Annotated in this window: 18 protein-coding genes and 1 pseudogene; 13 read left to right on the forward strand and 6 right to left on the reverse strand. The window is 47.1% G+C overall.

All coding sequences use genetic code 11. The annotated features are described in order from the left end of the window. Window positions 1-72 precede the first annotated feature (72 nt). On the forward strand, window positions 73-2,577 hold the full coding sequence (locus tag CWB99_RS03950; protein WP_138550692.1) for a PilZ domain-containing protein: 2,505 nt from the start codon (window positions 73-75) through the stop codon (window positions 2,575-2,577). Between the two features lie 34 nt (window positions 2,578-2,611). Here the strand turns inward: CWB99_RS03950 and ampE are convergent, their stop codons facing one another. After that, the gene (ampE, locus tag CWB99_RS03955) at window positions 2,612-3,496 is read right to left on the reverse strand and encodes a beta-lactamase regulator AmpE (RefSeq protein ID WP_138550693.1); all 885 of its coding nucleotides are present in this window, start codon (window positions 3,494-3,496) and stop codon (window positions 2,612-2,614) included. 11 nt (window positions 3,497-3,507) lie between these two features. Continuing rightward, window positions 3,508-4,044 (reverse strand): 1,6-anhydro-N-acetylmuramyl-L-alanine amidase AmpD, encoded by a 537-nt coding sequence (ampD, locus tag CWB99_RS03960; RefSeq protein WP_138550694.1) that lies wholly within the window; start codon window positions 4,042-4,044, stop codon window positions 3,508-3,510. Window positions 4,045-4,223: 179 nt separating this feature from the next. Here ampD and nadC point away from each other — a divergent pair, with 179 nt between their 5' ends. The 8 genes and pseudogenes from nadC to yacG all read left to right on the forward strand — a co-directional run bounded on the left by nadC (window position 4,224) and on the right by yacG (window position 10,819). Further along, window positions 4,224-5,063 (forward strand): carboxylating nicotinate-nucleotide diphosphorylase, encoded by an 840-nt coding sequence (gene nadC / locus CWB99_RS03965; RefSeq protein WP_138550695.1) that lies wholly within the window; start codon window positions 4,224-4,226, stop codon window positions 5,061-5,063. A 400-nt stretch (window positions 5,064-5,463) separates the two neighbouring features. Beyond that, window positions 5,464-5,578, forward strand: a pseudogene (locus tag CWB99_RS24865) (pilin); the annotation flags it as partial. A gap of 32 nt (window positions 5,579-5,610) precedes the next feature. Further along, entirely contained in the window at window positions 5,611-5,919 is a 309-nt protein-coding gene (locus CWB99_RS24765) for a hypothetical protein (protein WP_432760820.1), read from the forward strand. Between the two features lie 54 nt (window positions 5,920-5,973). Then, entirely contained in the window at window positions 5,974-7,206 is a 1,233-nt protein-coding gene (locus CWB99_RS03975) for a type II secretion system F family protein (protein ID WP_138550697.1), read from the forward strand. A 23-nt stretch (window positions 7,207-7,229) separates the two neighbouring features. After that, a complete protein-coding gene (locus tag CWB99_RS03980) occupies window positions 7,230-8,105 on the forward strand; it encodes a prepilin peptidase (protein WP_138550698.1) in 876 nt (291 codons plus the stop codon). A 4-nt stretch (window positions 8,106-8,109) separates the two neighbouring features. Beyond that, complete coding sequence (gene coaE / locus CWB99_RS03985; protein ID WP_138550699.1) at window positions 8,110-8,721, forward strand: dephospho-CoA kinase; 612 nt, start codon at window positions 8,110-8,112, stop codon at window positions 8,719-8,721. A 107-nt stretch (window positions 8,722-8,828) separates the two neighbouring features. Next, a complete protein-coding gene (gene pilB / locus CWB99_RS03990) occupies window positions 8,829-10,505 on the forward strand; it encodes a type IV-A pilus assembly ATPase PilB (protein ID WP_138550700.1) in 1,677 nt (558 codons plus the stop codon). A 71-nt stretch (window positions 10,506-10,576) separates the two neighbouring features. Continuing rightward, window positions 10,577-10,819 (forward strand): DNA gyrase inhibitor YacG, encoded by a 243-nt coding sequence (gene yacG, locus CWB99_RS03995; protein WP_054014754.1) that lies wholly within the window; start codon window positions 10,577-10,579, stop codon window positions 10,817-10,819. A 50-nt stretch (window positions 10,820-10,869) separates the two neighbouring features. Here yacG and CWB99_RS04000 read toward each other — a convergent pair whose 3' ends face one another. Then, window positions 10,870-11,379, reverse strand: coding sequence for a Spy/CpxP family protein refolding chaperone (locus CWB99_RS04000; RefSeq protein ID WP_138550701.1), 510 nt, complete (start codon window positions 11,377-11,379; stop codon window positions 10,870-10,872). 208 nt (window positions 11,380-11,587) lie between these two features. On the opposite strand from CWB99_RS04000, the gene CWB99_RS04005 reads away from it, so the two are divergent. Genes CWB99_RS04005 through CWB99_RS04015 form a run of 3 tightly spaced genes read left to right on the forward strand, consistent with a single transcriptional unit; the run spans window position 11,588 to window position 14,661 of the window. Continuing rightward, window positions 11,588-12,274 carry a response regulator transcription factor gene (locus tag CWB99_RS04005; protein ID WP_138550702.1) on the forward strand — a complete coding sequence of 229 codons (687 nt, stop codon included), beginning with the start codon at window positions 11,588-11,590 and terminating at the stop codon, window positions 12,272-12,274. A 1-nt stretch (window position 12,275) separates the two neighbouring features. Then, a complete protein-coding gene (locus tag CWB99_RS04010; protein WP_138550703.1) occupies window positions 12,276-13,655 on the forward strand; it encodes an ATP-binding protein in 1,380 nt (459 codons plus the stop codon). Continuing rightward, window positions 13,645-14,661 (forward strand): alpha/beta fold hydrolase, encoded by a 1,017-nt coding sequence (locus tag CWB99_RS04015; protein WP_138550704.1) that lies wholly within the window; start codon window positions 13,645-13,647, stop codon window positions 14,659-14,661. The genes CWB99_RS04010 and CWB99_RS04015 overlap by 11 nt, the downstream gene beginning before the upstream one ends. On the opposite strand, the gene CWB99_RS04020 is transcribed toward CWB99_RS04015, so the two are convergent. Further along, window positions 14,613-15,473, reverse strand: a complete 861-nt coding sequence (locus CWB99_RS04020) for a cation diffusion facilitator family transporter (protein ID WP_283236582.1) — start codon at window positions 15,471-15,473, stop codon at window positions 14,613-14,615. The genes CWB99_RS04015 and CWB99_RS04020 overlap by 49 nt on opposite strands. Before the next feature lie 234 nt (window positions 15,474-15,707). Between CWB99_RS04020 and trmL the strand changes: the two genes are divergently transcribed. Beyond that, window positions 15,708-16,172: a tRNA (uridine(34)/cytosine(34)/5-carboxymethylaminomethyluridine(34)-2'-O)-methyltransferase TrmL gene (gene trmL, locus CWB99_RS04025; RefSeq protein WP_054014986.1), complete on the forward strand. Its 465-nt coding sequence runs from the start codon at window positions 15,708-15,710 to the stop codon at window positions 16,170-16,172. A 49-nt stretch (window positions 16,173-16,221) separates the two neighbouring features. Here the strand turns inward: trmL and hpf are convergent, their stop codons facing one another. After that, window positions 16,222-16,578, reverse strand: coding sequence for a ribosome hibernation-promoting factor, HPF/YfiA family (gene hpf, locus CWB99_RS04030; protein ID WP_054014760.1), 357 nt, complete (start codon window positions 16,576-16,578; stop codon window positions 16,222-16,224). Between the two features lie 214 nt (window positions 16,579-16,792). Beyond that, entirely contained in the window at window positions 16,793-18,928 is a 2,136-nt protein-coding gene (locus CWB99_RS04035; RefSeq protein ID WP_138550705.1) for a YjbH domain-containing protein, read from the reverse strand. Window positions 18,929-19,099: the final 171 nt, after the last annotated feature.

Raw genomic sequence — 19,099 nt, forward strand, 5'->3', positions numbered from 1 at the left:
TAATACTGACATAAATTTGGCAAAGGCTAAAACAATAACCGGGTAAGATCTGCTGATTTAAAATGTGTACCTATGGCTGAAGATAAATTACAACAATACCAAGACTTAATAGATGAATTAAAGATTGATCTCGGCGATCCTAATTTTGACTTTATCTTCAAGCAAAAAACGGCGCAACTCAGTAAGCCGGATCAGTTCTTGCTGAAAATGGAAATGACCCGGCTATCGCAACCGGTCGCCCGTTTTATTGACCTGCGCGGTCAGGTTTCTGGTCAAGTTAAACCCTATGAATACGAAGGTAAGCAACATTTTATGGACGATGTTGCTATTCGGGTGTTCGAACAGGAAGTCGCCCGTTATGGCGGCTACACCTTAGCCGTATACGAAGCGGTCATGAACACCGACAATAATTTTAAGGTGATGCAAAAACAGGCAGCCCAGCAGCAGGATGAAAATGTCTCCGGGCTGGACGTCTCTCAGGCGACCCAATATATCCGCTTTGCTTCTTATGAAAGCCGTATCGAAGAGCGGATGAACTACTCTATCAAAATCACCGTTGAATTTGGTAACCAACGGCTTGCCAATGCCAGTACCTCAGATATCTCTCTCAGCGGTGCCAAAATCAAATTGGCACCAAACTATCATCTGCATAAAGGCGACCTGGTGTCACTAAGACTGGTGGGGCTAGAACAAGATTTTGAGTTGGGCCTGAAAAGCGGGATCCAATACGAGGTCGTCGCCGTTGAACCAGTATCCAATGAGTATAATCATGTTCGCCTTAAGCGTACATTTGTGGAGAACAACAGCGGCTTTGATGACTTCCTGCAAAGCTTTATTCATGGCAACAAACGACGCTATAAAATCAATCTGGATAATACAATGGATGCCGTGGTGTGTAAGGGGTATGAACAATACTACCTGCCGCGCGTCAATTCCCTGTTTGTATTTTTCAGCCAGGCTAATACCATGCTCTACCCGAGCCTGGTCCTGACCAATGAAAATAACGCACACATCAACTACTATTTTGAGGATGAGCGCAAGACGTCTTCCCTTTATAGCGTATTTAATCAGCAACGTCTGGATATGTTACTACAGCGCCCAGAACCCGTAAAAGAAGCTTTTTGCTACACCTTCACTCATGGAAAGAACGGTAAAATCTACTTTTACTCTGCCTTTGACTGGGAGCTGAAAAAGTCTGCGGAGTTGCGTGATTTGTTTATGGGCTTTGGCAGCCAAAAAGACAGCTGGCGGATCTTTAAAGTGCAGCTCATGCCCAGTCATCATGAGGATGCTTTTATTCCTCTGTCCCTGCCATCCAGTGCGGGCAAGAATGTAGAAAAGCTCAATAAGCGCCCCACCCCCCGTGTGCAGGGACTAATTGAGAACGTTAAGTATCTGATGACTCTCAGTGATATTACCACTGAGCAGCAAACCGCTTACTATCAGGCATTGCAATACCCCAAAGAGCAGGTCAACCAAATCAAGCAGTTTGGTCACGGCAAGGCTAAAGTGCCGCCCCCGCTCGAAGTGGTGGCCCTTGAGTATGTTAATCTGCGTTCGCACAAACGCTATTTATATAAAACCGCAGCCACGGTTGTGCCAGACGACGGACAAGCTTTACACGGCTACACCCGAGATTTTTCCGTAATGGGTTTACAGGTCGCGCTGGAAGAAGCCACAACGTTACAGAAAGGGGATATTGTGCACCTCGACTTACCTGAGTTGCAGAAAATCACCAAGCAACACAATCTGACGAAACTCAGATATGAGGTGATGGCTGTCAATAAGGCAAAAACCATCATTAACCTCAAGGTAAATATTCTCAGCAATGTGCAGCACACAGCCATCACATTTTTCAAGGTTCTGATTGAAAGCAATAAAAATAAGCTTCAGCCCTGTGAAGAAGCGCCAAGGATCCCCGGTCTGTCCCATGCACTGCGTAATATGGTAACCAAGAGTATTTGTCAGTTCCCTTTGTACCTGCACAAAGCGGCGGCCCATTTTAGAATTGGCGCAATAGGCCAGGGGCTCTACCCGACGGCACTCCATGCAATTTTACTCTCTGAGGTGATCCATCATAACCATCAGGAATATGTCCAGGCACATGGCCTGTTACCCGCTGACTTCATTGGTGAATATCTGAGTGAACGGCTGCGCAAGCAGTCACGTCAAGACAAACCTCTGCAATATACGGTGTTTTTGCGTTTTGATCCACACGCCAAAGAACTAAAAGACGCGCTGAAAAGCCAATGTGTGGCAGCGGGAGAGTCGCTGGAGCCTTTGTTCTTATTCATCAAGCGTGCATTGAAAAAAGAGTTACTGTTTGTGTTTCATTTGTATATATCCAAAACAGGGCGCCCTGACATGGACTATCTGGCCAACGAGCTAAGATACGTCAGCCATTATGCGATACACAAAGCAAAGGGGCTCGAAGAAGCATTGTGGAATGTTGCGGGAGTCTGTGATCTGATAGACATCACAGAACAGATCTTACCGACCCTGGATGTGGATCAAAACCAGCTGGATGTAATGTCAGAGCGTAAAAAAACCTGGTTATCCACGCAGCCTGGCACCTGACAGACGGCTCTGTCAGGTGCTGAAATTCATAAGTCTAGCTCAGGCCGCCAAACAAGGTCAGTAAGGCTGTCAGCACTAAAAAGAAAAGAATGTTGCGTTTAACCAGGCGCATCATGCAAGTTGCTTCGTAAGTACAGCCAAAAAACTGCTGCTCTATCTGTTCAGCAGCCAGTGCAATGTCACTCACTACTCGTCGGTTAGACGTCTCAAAGTCGAGCAAATATTTGAGCCAACACCCGGTGCCCTGGGTAAAGTTGCCTATGATCAGATAACCAAAACTGGTGATTCGGGCAGGCAACCAGTCAAGCCAAAATAGTAACTGGGAGAAGCGTTGTGTATGGGTGTCCAGTGTACTGCGTACCAGTGCCACCTGAGCGGGCATGTCTTCTTCCTGACGCTCAGTCAGTGTGCTGACCAAAGAGCGTGCTGTCGCGTATAACACAGCACCCGGTGCGCCTAATACAACAAACCAGAACATTACCGCGCAGTAGTGCTGAAAGTTAATCCACACTAAGGTTTGTCCAAACGTTTCGCCATTGCGTTCTGTTTCCGTACGCTCTTGTCCCATTTGTAATGCATAGAGGGTAACTGCCTCGGAATCACCCCGAGTCAATGCGTTGAGGTAGCCTTTGTACAGCCTGCGATAGCGTCCGCACCCAAAGCACACTAACAATATCAGAACGTTCAATACTAACTGAAGTAAAACAAAATCAGAAAGATGGAATACCAAAGCAGTCAGCACAGTTGGTATAACAAACCAGATCATTACACCAAGATCAGAGCCCAAAAAGCCCTTGTTGCTTAGCTGCTTTTTACTCCAGGACAGATACTTCGCTATATAGAAGTCAATCTGCCAATGTTCTGAGCGGGCGCCTAAACGCTCGATCACTAAAGCAATTATGATAGAAATTAACATCATGTCCGCTACTCTTATGTTATCAACGCAAAATATTTATCCCAATCGAACGCCACTCCGGGATCGCTCTTTCTGCCAGGCGCTATATCACTGTGGCCTACAATACGCTCTTTGGTCAGCTCTGGGAGCTTCTGCTGCAACCACACGGTGAGTTTAGCCAACGCCTGATATTGTGCCTCGGTATAAGCTGATGTGTCTGTGCCTTCCAACTCAACGCCGATGCTAAAATCATTGCAGTTCTCTTGCCCGGCAAATTCAGATACGCCAGCATGCCAGGCCCGTTTATCAAAGGGAACATACTGGACAACCGTGCCATCACGATGGATCACACAATGTGCAGACACCCTCACCCCACGCAGAGACTCGAAACTAGGGTGTGCCTGACAGTCGAGCGTCCCCATAAATAGAGCGTCTATATGATCACCACCATATTCACCTTCAGGCAATGAAATGCAATGGATCACCAATAGCGAAGGCTGACACGCTGCCGGCCGCTCATTGTAATGTGGTGAATGCCGTTGCAGTGCACCACAAAACCAATTTAACTGCATGAATAGAACCACTTAGCTAATCAATATTGTTATTACCTTAGCAAGTTTGCCATGCTTTCACTATGTTATTTTGACAGCCAAACCTGACTAGCTGGAAGCTGACCCCGATAAACGACGTTGTCATTAACGGACTTAACGCAGTAGAATTAGGTTATTGAATAACAAAGCCAAGATAGCCCATGTTAAATGAACAGCTCACCCAGCTTGTTAAGCTGGCACTTGATGAAGACCTGAATAACCAAAACGCCGCAGAGGGCGATATTACCGCCGCTCTGATCCCAGCCTCACAACAGGCACAAGCATACGTGATCACACGTGAAGAGTGCATTTTTTGCGGCAAAGACCTGATCCTTGAGGTGTTCAGGCAAGTTGATCCCAGTGTTCAGGTAAATGTACTTGTCGCTGACGGAGACAGGTTGCAGCCAAATCAACGTATTTTTGAAGCAACAGGCAGCGCGCGCGCTATCCTAACAGCAGAACGTACCGCACTGAATTTTGTTCAGACCCTCTCTGGCACGGCCACTTCCACAGCACATTATGTCGCGGCATTAGCGAATACTAACACTCAGCTGCTGGACACTCGTAAAACCATCCCTGGCCTGCGCGCTTTGCAAAAATATGCCGTTACCTGTGGTGGAGGTAAAAACCATCGTATCGGGCTGTTTGATGCTTTCCTGATCAAAGAAAACCACATTGCCGCCTGTGGCGGAATTGACAAAGCCGTTGCGCAAGCCAGGCATAACCATCCGGACAAACCGGTAGAGGTCGAGGTAGAGAATCTGGATGAGCTGCAGCAAGCGCTGGCAGCCGGTGCCGATATCATCATGCTTGATAACTTTACCGTTGAGGACATTCAAATTGCCGTTAAACATACTGCAGGTAGAGCTAAGCTGGAGGTGTCGGGTAATATGACCTTAGATAAACTGGCGACGTATGCGCAAGCAGGAGTTGACTACATTTCCAGCGGCGCATTGACGAAACACCTCCAGAGTATAGACTTATCTATGCGCTTTGAGTAACAGGTGTAACGGCTTTGTAAGAAAATACAGAGCCGGTTCGTTGACAAGGTCAAGAAAACTCTTTTTAATACGAACAAATAATTAGCATATAAATTATTCGTGTTCTTGATTTAATGCCAGCGCACCGTATTAACAGCTGTTATATAAAGGTGTAGACACCACGGATGATCGCAGGCGAACAGAAAAAAGACCTAAACTGTCATAGTAATGTAGTAGACTATAAAGGACTATTCATTATCATTGACTAGGCCAAAGTAATGACAATCTACTTTGATTTACAACAAATTGGCGATAAGAAGAACGACCTATACTGGGTCTAAACTCTGAGAGCACAGATTTAATAAACCCCTGGTGTGAGTGGTTGCTGGCATCGGGTCTAATATCCCTTAGGAGACACATCATGACGCAAAGACAACAGGGTGGTTTTACCCTTATCGAATTAATGATTGTAATCGCAATCATTGGTATTCTTGCTGCCGTTGCACTGCCGGCATACCAGGATTACATCAACCGCTCTAAAGCATCTGAGCTGTTAGCCGCATCGACTATGCCTAAAGCCTGTGCGACAGAAACTGCTCAAATCGGCGGCAACCCGGCTGTCTGTGACGACGATTTCGACGGCACTCAGTATGTCACTACCCTGACTGTAAGCGCCGCGGGCTTGATTACTATCACAGGTCAGGCTGACATGGCAGGTCTGGTTGTGACACTAACGCCAATTAATGGCGCTGATGGTGAAGCGGCAGAAGCCGGTGACTTCACTGCTGGTTTCCAGATTTCCAGCTGGCAATGTAACGGCTCTGTAAGTGGTACCGCACAAGCGAGCTGGTTGCCTGCAAGCTGTACGACTAACTAATAGTTAGCGCTCAATTATGCAAGAGGGGTTCTCCCTCTTGCAGACTCATCGCATATGAATCAACCCGACAAAAATTCTGCCAAGGTCGATACCTTTATCTGGGTCGGCGTCAGTGCCCGTGGCAAACGCCTGCAGGGCGAACTCACCGGAACCAGTGTGGCGCTAGTAAAAGCGCAACTTCGCAAACAGGGTATCACCCCCTCTAAAGTTAAACGCAAACCAAAACCTTTGTTTGGTTTGAGCAGTACCCAAAAAATCACCCCAAAAGACATTGCTGTTGTCACCCGGCAAATTGCAACTATGCTGACCGCAGGTGTGGCTTTGGTACAGGCACTAGATATGATTGCGTCCGGGGCGAAAAATAAAAGTGTCAGTAAGCTGATCACCCACATCGCAGACGAAGTCAAAGCAGGTCAGCCGCTGGCAAAATCGCTGCGCAGCCACCCAAAGTATTTTGATGAATTATATTGTGACCTGGTTGAATCGGGCGAACAGTCCGGTGCATTGGACCGTATTTTCGACCGGGTGGCGTTATACAAAGAAAAAGCCGAAGCACTGAAATCAAAGATCAAGAAAGCCATGTTTTACCCCATAGCGGTGTTGTCAGTTGCCCTGATCGTGACCTCCATTTTATTGATTTTCGTTGTGCCTCAGTTTGAAGAGATTTTTACCGGCTTTGGGGCTGAGTTACCCGGCTTTACCCTGATGGTGTTAGGTATTTCTGAGTTTATGCAGGAATACTGGTGGCTATTTCTCATCGGGCTGGGCGGAAGTGGTTACGCCTATAAAGAAGCACTACAACGCAGTGCCGCGGTGCGCCACTTTAACGACCGCATGGTGCTACAGATCCCGGCCATTGGTGAGATCCTGAAAAAGGCGGCGGTTGCTCGCTATGCCAGAACTTTGTCTACCACCTTTGCCGCGGGTGTTCCCCTGGTAAATGCGTTGGAATCTGCCGCAGGTGCATCCGGCAACATTATCTATAAGAACGCTATTTTAGATATCAAAGGCGAAGTCAGCTCGGGTAATCAGATGAACTGGGCAATGCGCAACGCAAAGATCTTTCCCGATATGGTGGTGCAAATGGTGGCCATTGGTGAAGAGTCCGGCGCACTCGACAGCATGCTGGCAAAAGTCGCCAGTATTTATGAGCAGGAAGTAGATGACGCCGTCGATGGGTTATCATCACTGCTTGAACCTATGATCATGGTGATCCTGGGCGTACTGGTTGGCGGCTTGATTGTTGCTATGTATTTGCCTATATTCCAGCTCGGCACCGTCATTTAACAATAAAAAAGACTCTATTTATTATGCAAGAAGTTTGGCACCTTATGGAGCAGCAAACCTGGTTTTGGTTGCTGACCGTCGCTCTGACCAGCCTGTGTATAGGCAGCTTTCTGAACGTCGTAATTTATCGTTTGCCCATCATGATGCAACGCGGCTGGCAGGCAGAATGCAGAGTGATTTTATCCCAGGAGCCTGAGGAGCCTGAGCCCGCCCCCTTTAACCTGATGACGCCGGGCTCAACCTGTCCTAAGTGTGAGAATAAAATTAAAGTTCATCACAATATCCCCCTGCTCAGCTGGTTGTTCTTGAAAGGGAAATGCGCTTACTGCGACACCCCTATCGCCAAACGTTATCCACTTATCGAATTACTCACAGGGGTTGCATCAGTCTGGCTGGCCTGGCATTTTTCCGCAACACCACAGGCACTTGTCTACTTACTTGTGACCTGGGTCCTCATCGCCCTGATTTTTATCGACATTGACCATATGTTACTCCCCGATCAGCTGACCTTACCCTTACTCTGGTTTGCGCTGTTGGCCGCCGTATTTGGTATCACCATCACGCCTTCCCAAGCTATCATTGGCGCGGCTGTCGGCTATTTGAGCCTGTGGAGTATTTACTGGGCTTTTAAGTTACTAACAGGAAAAGAAGGGATGGGGTTTGGTGATTTTAAACTGCTGGCGGTATTTGGCGCGCTCATGGGATGGCAGTCCCTATTGCTGATAGTGTTGTTGTCCAGTGTCGTCGGTGCCGTGATCGGTGCTACTCAGCTTACCGTGCAAGGAAAAGACAAAGCTACACCTATCCCATTTGGCCCTTACCTCGCCATTGCCGGCTGGCTGACCTTGTTATATGGTGAACAGATCAGTCACTGGTACTTTTCGCTATTAGGAGCTTGATACGATGGCTAAATGGATCTTAGGCTTAACGGGCGGAATTGGCGCCGGTAAAACAACAGTATCCGATTTTCTGAACCGATTAGGGATTGTCGTTGTGGATGCAGATATTGTCGCCAGAGAAGTTGTTGAGCCTGGTAGCGACGGGTTGACTGCTATTGTTGAGCATTTTGGAGAGCAGATACTGACAGCGGAAGGCACGCTTGACCGCCAGGCCTTACGCAAGACCATTTTTAGCGATGAAAAGGAAAAGCTCTGGCTAAATAGCCTATTGCACCCGATGATCAGGACGCAACTATTAGCCCAGTTAACCCGCGCCCAGAGCGACTATGTCATTTTGTCTGCGCCTTTATTGTTTGAAAACGGGCTTGAACAATACTGTGACAAAACGCTGCTTGTCGATGTGCCTGTCGAAGTCCAGATTGCGCGAACCTGTAAAAGAGACAATAGTCCGCAGCAGCTGGTTGAGCGCATCATAGAGGCACAAATGAGCAGGGCCGATAAACGCGACAAGGCCGATTTTATTCTCGACAACCACCAACCTATCGAAGCAATGCATAAACAACTAAGTACATTGCATCAAACCTTTTTACAGCAGGCTGCGGCAAATCATGCTTGATATGCGTTGAGCAGACTCTGGCATAGCCCAGATCGTCATCAATTCTCTACCCGCATCTAAGCATTTTTGCTACATTTAGTGTAACTCGTTGAAGTCTTAAGAGCATTATGGAACATCACTCGCCATTACTGAGAAAGTTTATTACCCTTGGCAAACTCACTGCTGAGCAGGTTAAAGCCAAACAAGCCGATGCCCATTCCACCGCTGAACTTATTTGTCTGTGCAGCGGCATGAGTAGTCAGGAAATGGCCGAGCAATGCCTGGATCTTTTCAGAGTCCCCTACTTTGACCTGAGCGGTTTTGATATTACTCAGGTACCAAAAGAGCTGGTCAAGGAAAAGCTGATCCGCCAGCACCACCTGCTGCCACTGGTTAAAAAGGACAGAAAGCTCTTCATAGCCACGTCAGATCCAACAGACTACGGGGCATTTGAAAACTTTGAGTTCAGCACAGGTTTGCAGTGCGAGGTTGTCGTCGTAGATTACAAACTGCTCGATCAGAAAATTGATCAGCTCTTTGACGACAATAGTAGCCTGAGCCTCAGTGAAGACGAGTTTAAAGAATTCGCCAGTCTGGATGTTGAAGACGAGCCCAAGACACAGAACACGGACGAAGAAAAAGATGATGCCCCGATCATTGTCTACATCAATAAGATTTTGATGGATGCGATAAAAAAAGGGGCCTCGGATCTCCACTTCGAACCCTATGAAAAAAAATACCGGGTACGTTTTCGTATCGATGGCTTGTTACATGAAATGGCCAGTCCCCCACACGCATTGTCCAGCCGCTTATCAGCTCGTATCAAGGTTATGTCGCATCTGGATATTGCAGAGAAGCGCAAGCCACAGGATGGCCGTATTAAACTGAAAATTTCGGAGCGCAAGAGTATTGATTTTCGTGTCAGTACACTGCCAACCATGTGGGGCGAAAAGATTGTAATGCGGATCCTGGATTCATCCGCGGCAAAACTGGGGATCGATGCACTGGGGTATGAGGCAGACCAAAAAGACATGTATCTCAATGCCCTGGAACAACCGCAAGGGATGATACTGGTCACAGGCCCAACCGGTTCGGGTAAAACGGTTTCTTTGTATACTGGTCTGAATATACTCAATAAACCAGAGCGTAATATCAGCACTGCGGAAGATCCGGTGGAAATCAACCTCGAAGGGATCAACCAGGTTCAAATTAATACTAAAGCCGATATGACCTTTGCCAATGCACTGCGGGCATTCCTGCGTCAGGACCCCGATGTCGTTATGGTTGGTGAGATCCGGGATCTGGAAACGGCCGAGATTGCCATCAAAGCTGCACAAACCGGTCACCTGGTGATGAGTACCCTACACACCAATTCGGCTTCAGAAACCCTGACCCGACTGCTCAACATGGGTGTCCCCGCCTATAACGTGGCAAGCTCAGTGAGCCTTATCATTGCACAGCGTCTGGCCCGTCGTCTGTGCCCTAAATGTAAGGAGCCAGAAAACCTGCCAGCAGAAGAATTGCAACGCCAGGGCTTTAGCGAGGAGCAGATAAAAAATATGACGGTCTATTCACCCAAAGGGTGCGATCACTGTACTGATGGCTATAAAGGCCGGGTGGGCATTTACGAAGTGATGAAAATCACACCAGAGATATCTCACGCTATCATGGATGGCGGGAACTCTCTGGAAATCGCAGAACTGGCTGCCAAACAGGGCTTTGCGAATCTAAGACAATCCGGACTTAAAAAAGCAGCAGATGGGATCACCTCACTGGCGGAAGTGAACCGGGTAACCAACTACTAAATCCCGGCTCCCCCGTGACTGTGTGAGAGCTGCACAGTACAATAGAGTAAAATAGTTATGCTGAGGTGCTTATGCCTGTATCTGTAAAATGTCCTACCTGCCAGGCCGCCGTCGTCTGGTCGGCGCAAAGCCCACATCGCCCTTTTTGTTCGAAACGTTGCCAACTCATTGATTTAGGTGAGTGGTCAGAAGAGAACAATAAAATCTCAACGCCACTTAACAGTGCGGATTTATCGCCTGAAGCAGCAAGGGATATGGTGGAAGACCTGGAAGCCTTACTGGCCAAAAACGACGATAGTTTTTTTAAAGACTAACTTATACAACGACAAAGCCCGAATAAATAGTTCGGGCTTTGTTCAGTGGTTCAGGATGACTGATGTTGATGGCGCTTTTTCCCCATCCGTTTATGGCGCAACTCCTTGAGCTTATCACGCTGTTCTTCGGTCAGAATATGATAGACCTTATGCTGGGTTTCCAGTCTGATCAGCATCATGTCACGCTTTTGAGGCTGAAATTGCTCCAATAAAACCTGCGCCTGTGCTTTATCAAACTGCTCGGCCTCGATCAGTGACTTAAATGCATTGTGATACTCACCTCTGTCGTTATCACCGCGAAGTGACTTAACTTGTTCCTTCTGCGCGTCGAAAATACTTCTTAGCTCGGTTTGCTGGCTTTCAGTCAGTGCCAGATGCTTTACCGCACGTTTCGATAACAACATATGACCCATCGCTTTCATTGGCTTCATGTGCTTGGCCTGAGCAGACACCTCAGTCTTGTCTGTATCAGCCAAAACGGTGCCGCTGCCAGCCACAACCGAAGCCAGCAATAATGCTTTTAATGTGTGACGAATTTTCATCTTGGTGTGTGTGTTCATAATAGCGTCTCCTGTTAAGTTAGGTTCAACTTTAGCAACGCCAGAGCAAAGCAACGTCAAGGCTGTGTAAAGTTTTGTCAAGAGCTGTTGCAGCCCTCACACATCCGGAGTGTCGACATCATCCCCAGAGCGTAAAGAAGTGTAAAGTCAGTCATCTTACTTATATAGTAAGGTAAGATAAGCGTGAGAAGAGTAATTGAGTTGCAGTATGAACGCGAGAGTACTGGTAATAGACGACGATAGAGGCCTGTGTGAGCTTCTGCAAGACTATCTGCAAGACGAAGGGTTTGATGTTGACACTGCCCATACTGGCCCTGTGGGACTAGATATGGCGTTAAACAGGGAATTTGATGTGATCTTACTGGATGTGATGCTACCCCAGCTCGACGGCTTTGAGGTACTCAAAGCATTGCGTGCAAAAAAAATGACCCCGGTGATCATGTTGACTGCCAAAGGCGATGACTTTGACCGCATCTTCGGACTTGAACTTGGTGCCGATGATTACATTCCAAAACCATTCAATCACAGAGAATTGCTGGCTCGGATCAAAGCCATTACCCGCCGTGTCGCCCATTTACTTCATAGCACAACAGGTCCGTGCTTCGAATATCACGAACTCGCGCTGGATTTATCCTCACGTACCGCGAGCATAAAAGGCACACCACTACCACTGACAGGCACAGAGTATGAGATGCTCCACCAGCTTATGAAGTCAGCGGGTCAGACCGTGACTAAACAGAGCTTGTCTCAAACTGTACTGGGGCGCCCTCTGGCACCTTATGACAGATCTGTGGATATGCATGTCAGCAATGTGCGAAAAAAAATAGCAGTACATAGTGTGCATACCTATATCAAAACCTTGCGAGGTTCTGGCTACATTTTCCTTAAGGCGTAAGATGAGGAAGTACTTACTAATAAAGATTTTCCTGTGGTTCTGGGGCACTATTGCTGCCACGCTATTTATGCTGATGAGTATTAGCCTGTTACAACCAGACATACTGGAAACACGCCAAATCAGCCCTGCCATGATGAAAAACCTGAACCACCTGAAGCGTAGCATAGAACGACGTGCCCAGAGCCGACCAGAGCAGGCACTGAACACAATGTTGCCTGGACGTCATCGCAATCACGGTCCGAAAGTTTACTTACGTCACAGCGATGAACAACTCAGTGTTTTGAGCCATGCTACCGTTCAGGAATGGGACTTATCTTTACTGAACTTTACTACCAGTGCGCAACCACAGGTTGTCGATACCGATCGCTATCGTGCCTATGGCCCACTGGATATTCAGCTACGCGGAGAAACCTATCAGCTGTTTCAGCTTATGGACCACCGTGATCCCCATATTTTGACAAAGATACGGATGCTACCTAACTGGGCAAAACTCATGGTGTTAGTCTTTGCAAGCTTTGCATTTAGCCTTTGGTTTGCACGCGGACTGCTGAAACCTGTGCGTCAGCTTCAACAGGCTGCCGCTTCCCTCGCTCAGGGTAAGCTCGATGCACGAGCTGGGATAAGCATTTCGCGCCAGGACGAATTAGGCCAGCTGGGTAAAGATTTTGACCAAATGGCGAGCCGCCTGCAGGCTAACGTGACACAACAAAAAAGGTTACTGGCTGATATTTCTCATGAGTTGCGCTCCCCCCTGACCAGATTACAGATGGCAAACGGCATTGCCAGTGATAAAGCCCCCGCTCCTTTGCTACCCTACTTGCAACGCGTTGAAAAAGAGGCACACTTACTTGAGCACATGTTGAGTGATATTTTGCAATTGTCCCGACTCGAATCTCAGCAACTGGTGCTCACCCCTCATCCAATTTCACTGACAGAGTTATTAGAACCTATTCTTGATGATGCCAAATTCGAGGGCCAGCAACTGGGTAAGCAGGTCGAATGGCAACCACTGCCGGACATCACCTTGACGGTCGATGCTGCGCTACTCAATCGCGCATTTGAAAACATCCTGCGTAACGCCATCAAGTACGCCAATAAACAAGTAAGCTTGACGATACAACGCTGTGATGATCAACTCACTGTCACGATCAGCGACGATGGCCCTGGTGTCAGTGACACTATGCTGGAAAAACTGTGTATCCCCTTTTTCAGAGCTTCACAAGCACGCACCCCTGATGGTGCAGCAGAACCCGGTGGATTCGGACTGGGGCTGGCAATTGCGCAGCACGCTGTAAAAGTGCATCATGGCCACATTCAGTTTAGTAACCACAGTGGCCTGCGTGTTACCGTAACGCTGCCAATAAGCAACCATGTATTATAGCGAAAGCACACATTTAACGGACAATCTGGTTCATATCCGGGCGCACTGGGAACGCTGCCAAAAAGGTACATTTTCCAGTGGGGTAGGACCACTCTTTTACGCCTGTCATATTCCGCAACGGGCAAAATTTGCCGTTGTTCTGGTCAATGGCCGCATTGAATCGGCGCATAAATATCAGGAATTGATGTGGGAGCTCGCACGCAACCAAATCGCCGTCTTTACCTTTGATCACCCAGGTCAGGGCCTGTCCGGGCGCTTCCTTGCCAATTTGCATATTGGCTATATTGACACCTTTACACAATATGGCGATTGCCTCGATGCCTTTATGCAAGAAGTGGTCACCTCACAGTGGCAAGGTGACACTATGATATTGGCACATTCAATGGGGGGAGCGATTGCATGTGATTATTTGTCCCGCTTCACAACTTCTGTTAAAGGTGCATTTCTCAGCGCCCCCATGCTTGCGATCAACACAGCCCCTTACCCTGCCTGGTTTGCGCATGGCGTTGCGTCTACAGCCTGCCTGCTGGGATTGGGGAAGTGCTATGCGATTGGTCAGGCTGACTACTTGCCAAAAGCCTTCGAAGACAATGAATTAACTCAGTGTAAGCACCGTTACGCATTATTCAGGCAACTCTACAGAGATAACCCGGGATTACAGCTGGGCGGTGTCAGTTTCCGCTGGCTTCAGCAGGCACTGCAATTTACTCGAAACATCGAGCAGTTACAGATAACACTGCCGCTGAGCATCGCCAGTGCTGAGTATGACAGTATTGTCAGCTCAACAGCGCAAGAACAGTTTGCACAACGTCAAACGCATTGTCAGATACAGTCCTATCCAGGTAAACACGAATTACTTTGCGAAACAGACACCATACGACGTGCTGTGCTGGACCAGTTTTATACGTTTGCCGAACAACTCCTTGGCTATCAGCCCTCTCTCAAAAACGTCACAAATTACACTGCAGATGAGTTTGGTGACACCGATAGTGACACTGGATCCTGATGGATCAGGATATCCATTTCCGACTCAAAAGCAGCTTTAATATGCGCCACAACTTCATCGCTGATCTCATGCGCACGAGCCAATGGAATATGGTCATCCAGCTCCAGATGCAACTGCACAAACTTCACTTTACCACTTTGTCGGGTGCGCAGATCATGCACCCCATATACCTCTTCATGACTGGACGCTAACAGAATAATTTCGGTTTTTTCTTCATCAGGCAGCTCTTTGTCCATCAAGTGATCTGCGCTTTCTCGGGCTATTTCCCAACAATTGTAGAGCAGATAAGCAGCAACACCTATCGCAAACAGGGCATCGGCATGCTCTACCTGCCAATGACTCAATAATAACGCCGTCAACACGGCCAGGTTAAGCAGAATGTCTCCTTTATAATGCAAAGAGTCTGCTTTTATCGCAATTGATTGGGTTCGCTTAACCACATGATGCTGCACAATGACAACAGCCAATGTGCAGCCTACAGCAAACAGGCTAACCCACACCCCCAGCAGGCTATGCTGAATTGCGACCGGGTTAAACAGACGCTCAATACCATGGAAAGTGAGTAAACACGCTGAGCCTGCAATAAATGCAGCCTGGCCAAGACCTGCCAAGGCTTCCGCTTTACCATGACCAAAACGATGATCGTCGTCTGCAGGGCGGAGCGCATAACTGAGCACCAGAAAACTCATCATAGATGCGCTGACATCCAGTAAGGAATCCGTCAGCGACCCCAACATAGCTGCACTGCCAGACGCCAGCCAGGCCCAGGCCTTAGCTGTGATCATCAATGCCGCCATTGCGAGTGTAAAAATACTGGAAAATCGGACTAAAAAGTCATAATTGTGGGACACTTATTACCTCAACAACCTCGTAAAACTCCTGTTTAGGCTTATCTTATAGTGTAAGTCATGAAAATGAAAAATTAGTGACGCGACTTTAAATATTGGCCAGGTATGTGCCCTTGTGCTGTACAAAGGTTACACCCTGGCTTTTAGCCTCCCAACCGGATGCGCTATACTGCAGGCAACATTATTTTGAGGTTATCCATGTTAGACATCGTATTGTATCAGCCTGAAATTCCCCCTAATACAGGCAACATTATTCGCCTGTGTGCAAACACAGGGTTTTCGTTACACCTGATTGAACCTCTGGGTTTTGACTGGGACGACAAACGCGTCAGACGTGCCGGTCTGGATTACCATGAATTCAGCGAAGTTAAGCGTTACCCCTCTTTGGATGCATATCTGCAAGCGCGCAAACCAAATAGAGTCTTTGCCTGCACCACCAAAGGCACTCGATACCACCACGAGCCAGACTACCAGAGCGGTGATTGTCTGCTGTTTGGGCCTGAAACCCGAGGCTTGCCAGAAGAGCTCATTTTCTCCCTACCGCCGGAACAACGTCTGCGGATCCCGATGCGACCGGATAGCAGGAGCATGAACCTGTCAAATGCAGTGTCGGTTTTTGTCTATGAATCGTGGCGTCAAATGGGCTTTGATGGCGCGGTTTAATATCCAATATGAATGAAGCCACCGATAGGTGGCTTCTTTTACTTTATCTCTAATTCAGGTTCATTTCCTGAATGATCTCGTGGGCAATTGGCGGAGTCGTACTCACAGGTTTTTCATGTTTGTTGGCCTTGAGCTGACCTTTTCTGTGTTTTAGTGCCGCATCTAACTTTTTAGCAGCATTAGCAATGGCCGGATACATGACATCGTCTTCTCCTCTTACAGATATCCGGGCGCCTGAATAATTGGTGTTGATCTCAGTATAAAATTTCTTGTGTTCCTTACTGACTATGACATCTATCGACAACAGCGACGGGAAGTGGTTAGCTACTTTGGCAAACTTTTCATCAACGTGTTGCTTTACGGCTTCTGTCATATCTACATGGTGGCCTGAAAGGTTAATTTTCATAAGCGCTCCCTTTTGTTGTTTACCTATTACTAAGTATTGGAGCGAAAGACACAATTCTCAAGCATAAATTTAAGATTTTTGTCATCAAACTGAATTTATTTGCGGTGGATCACGGTAGCGCGGATGTTGGTGAGAAAGTGTTCAAAGGCAGGCTTATTTTTCACTGAACAGCGCCAGGTTGCTGATACCAGCAACCTGGCGCTGTGTTGATCGCTTACTTGAAAGTCAGGTACGCCTCGCGCAGCCTTGCAAGGTTTGCATAGACATAACTGCCAGACAAACGCCCCTGATTCAGATAAGTACGGTCCAAGCTAATTGAAGTTTCCGGCACATAGCCCTTTTTATACACTAATGTATTTTGGTCATCGCCAATACGAGTGCTCACCCCGTGACGCCATGCCTGATTCCCTTTCACCTGACCATACTTAGATACGCTCATGTCCTTTCTTGGAGTGAGTGGGATACTAAATGAAATACCCGCTACCTGAACATCTGTATCGTAGGCAAATAGCGACACATAGCTATCACCAAACCAAAACTTGGTTTCAACCTTCATTCCTTTGTCTCTTCGCCAGAACTCTCCACCTGAGATATGAAATGAGATGTCTTGCTCAACCCAGTGATATTGATAACCCATAACATGATAGTCACGGTCTTCATCATAGTCTCTGTAGTCGAAGAAACCGTAGGTGTTGTAGAGCTTATGGCGCCCTGAGGGGCTGACCCAGGCAGTTTCATTAATCAACCCGGTGTATTCATAATACTCTCGGAAGAGTCCGATTTGAGTCTGGTTATAAAAACCAAACGGCAAATCAAATGTCTGATAAAAGACCGCTCTTTCCAGGCCATTTCGTTCACGACGCGCTTCAAAAATATCTCCAGCTTCAAAATCTTCAGTATCAGCAACCACAGTTTGTGCAGTGATGTTAATACCCGCACCTCGCCATACCGGGATCTCTAAATCAGCTCTGAGCGCTAACGAGAAATCATAGACTCCCAGCTCAGTTGCATAAGTTGAGCTTAATGAAGGCCCGAGTGTCAGTCGAGGCTTAAAGTACGGGCTATTAGCCGCCCCATCGCCTATCCATGCAATCCCCCCTGGGACATCCATCTCACCTTGTCGAATAATCAATCCTGGGGCTGTTCCTTCTGTGATAAAGCTCCGATAACTACTTACTTGTCCAGACAAAGCTAACAGTGGAATATCATGTTTACCTAACTGAACAGTAAAGCTCGCTTTTTCGTCACTGATATATTGCGCAACTCTGCCTAGTACAACCCCAATTGCATCAATATCATTTCGGTTGAATACTGAGTTTTCGAATTTCACCACAACAACAGGTTCACGATTTACGCCAACTTGCACGTTTTCAAACCCATCTGCAACAAGCGCGTTTTTAAGTGCACGTATCTCAGTGTTCAATTCACTGATATTGACTTCCTGAATTGGTTTTGATTCATTATTTTGAGTGCTAAGAGTAAGGTTATCCGATCTTGTTATATGAGCATTATCAGACTTTGCGGATTGTACGCCTTGCCCTGATAATCGCGCTAACATTTCAGCATTATCGGGCGCTGGTTCTATTTTCTGATAGTCCTCTCGGGACTGCTCAGATAAAGGCATGGAGAAATTAATGCCATAATAAGTGTCTTTGTCACTGTGATCGGTGCTGCTATAAAAGCGGCTCGTCAGGGTTAGAGTGCCAAGATCAAACAACCAAGCTTTAGGCACGGTCACGCGAGCAGCCGCATTTACAGCTTCTGCATCATGCTCAACTTGCAAAGCAAACCAATCCAGTGGTTGCCACTCGATACCTGCAAATACACCATCCATCATACCGATTTCGCTTTTGCTGGTGCTTACTCCAGTGGAAAAACGAAAGTCTAGCCAGTCTTTTGAGACAACGGCAAAATATGACTCATACTGATTCGCCGCTCCACCAATATCTTTCCCCCCGATAGCCAAATCAAACCAGTCCTCAGGAATAAAAGGAATTTGATACTTAGCATTGAAAGACAGGTCCCTTACTTGACTCTCGCCTAATGCTCTAGCCCTAAACATGTTATCATGCATAGTATTAGCTGCAATTTGCCCGCTTACTTCTAATCCCTGCCACAAGCCTGCAGAAAAAATGTAGTTATAGCCGTCTGCAAAAGTAGTGCCCCTATAATCAAGCTGGTTATTGTAGCCAATATCAATCTCACCCGCGTTTAAAACGTCTGCAGAGGGAGTATTCACTAAACCAGTAAAACCAGCGAAATTCTGATACTGCTTGGGAGACACTTGTGCAACGGTTATAAAGGAGCAAGTCAACAAGCCACTTGCTAAAATAGGAGTTAGTTTAGACATAGTCCTCTGCCCAGTTAAGATATTTATATAATTAAAATTTGCACCGTATTATATCGTTAAGGTGATTACGGTTATGCAAGAGATGTTCACTAGAATCGATAACTTTCCACAAGCTTTCACTCTTGCAAAACAGAGACCTCAGGCTTATAGATTTTCAGGTTATAATTACCC

Origin of the sequence: Pseudoalteromonas rubra (assembly GCF_005887095.1) — a bacterium.
GTDB lineage: Bacteria > Pseudomonadota > Gammaproteobacteria > Enterobacterales > Alteromonadaceae > Pseudoalteromonas > Pseudoalteromonas rubra_E.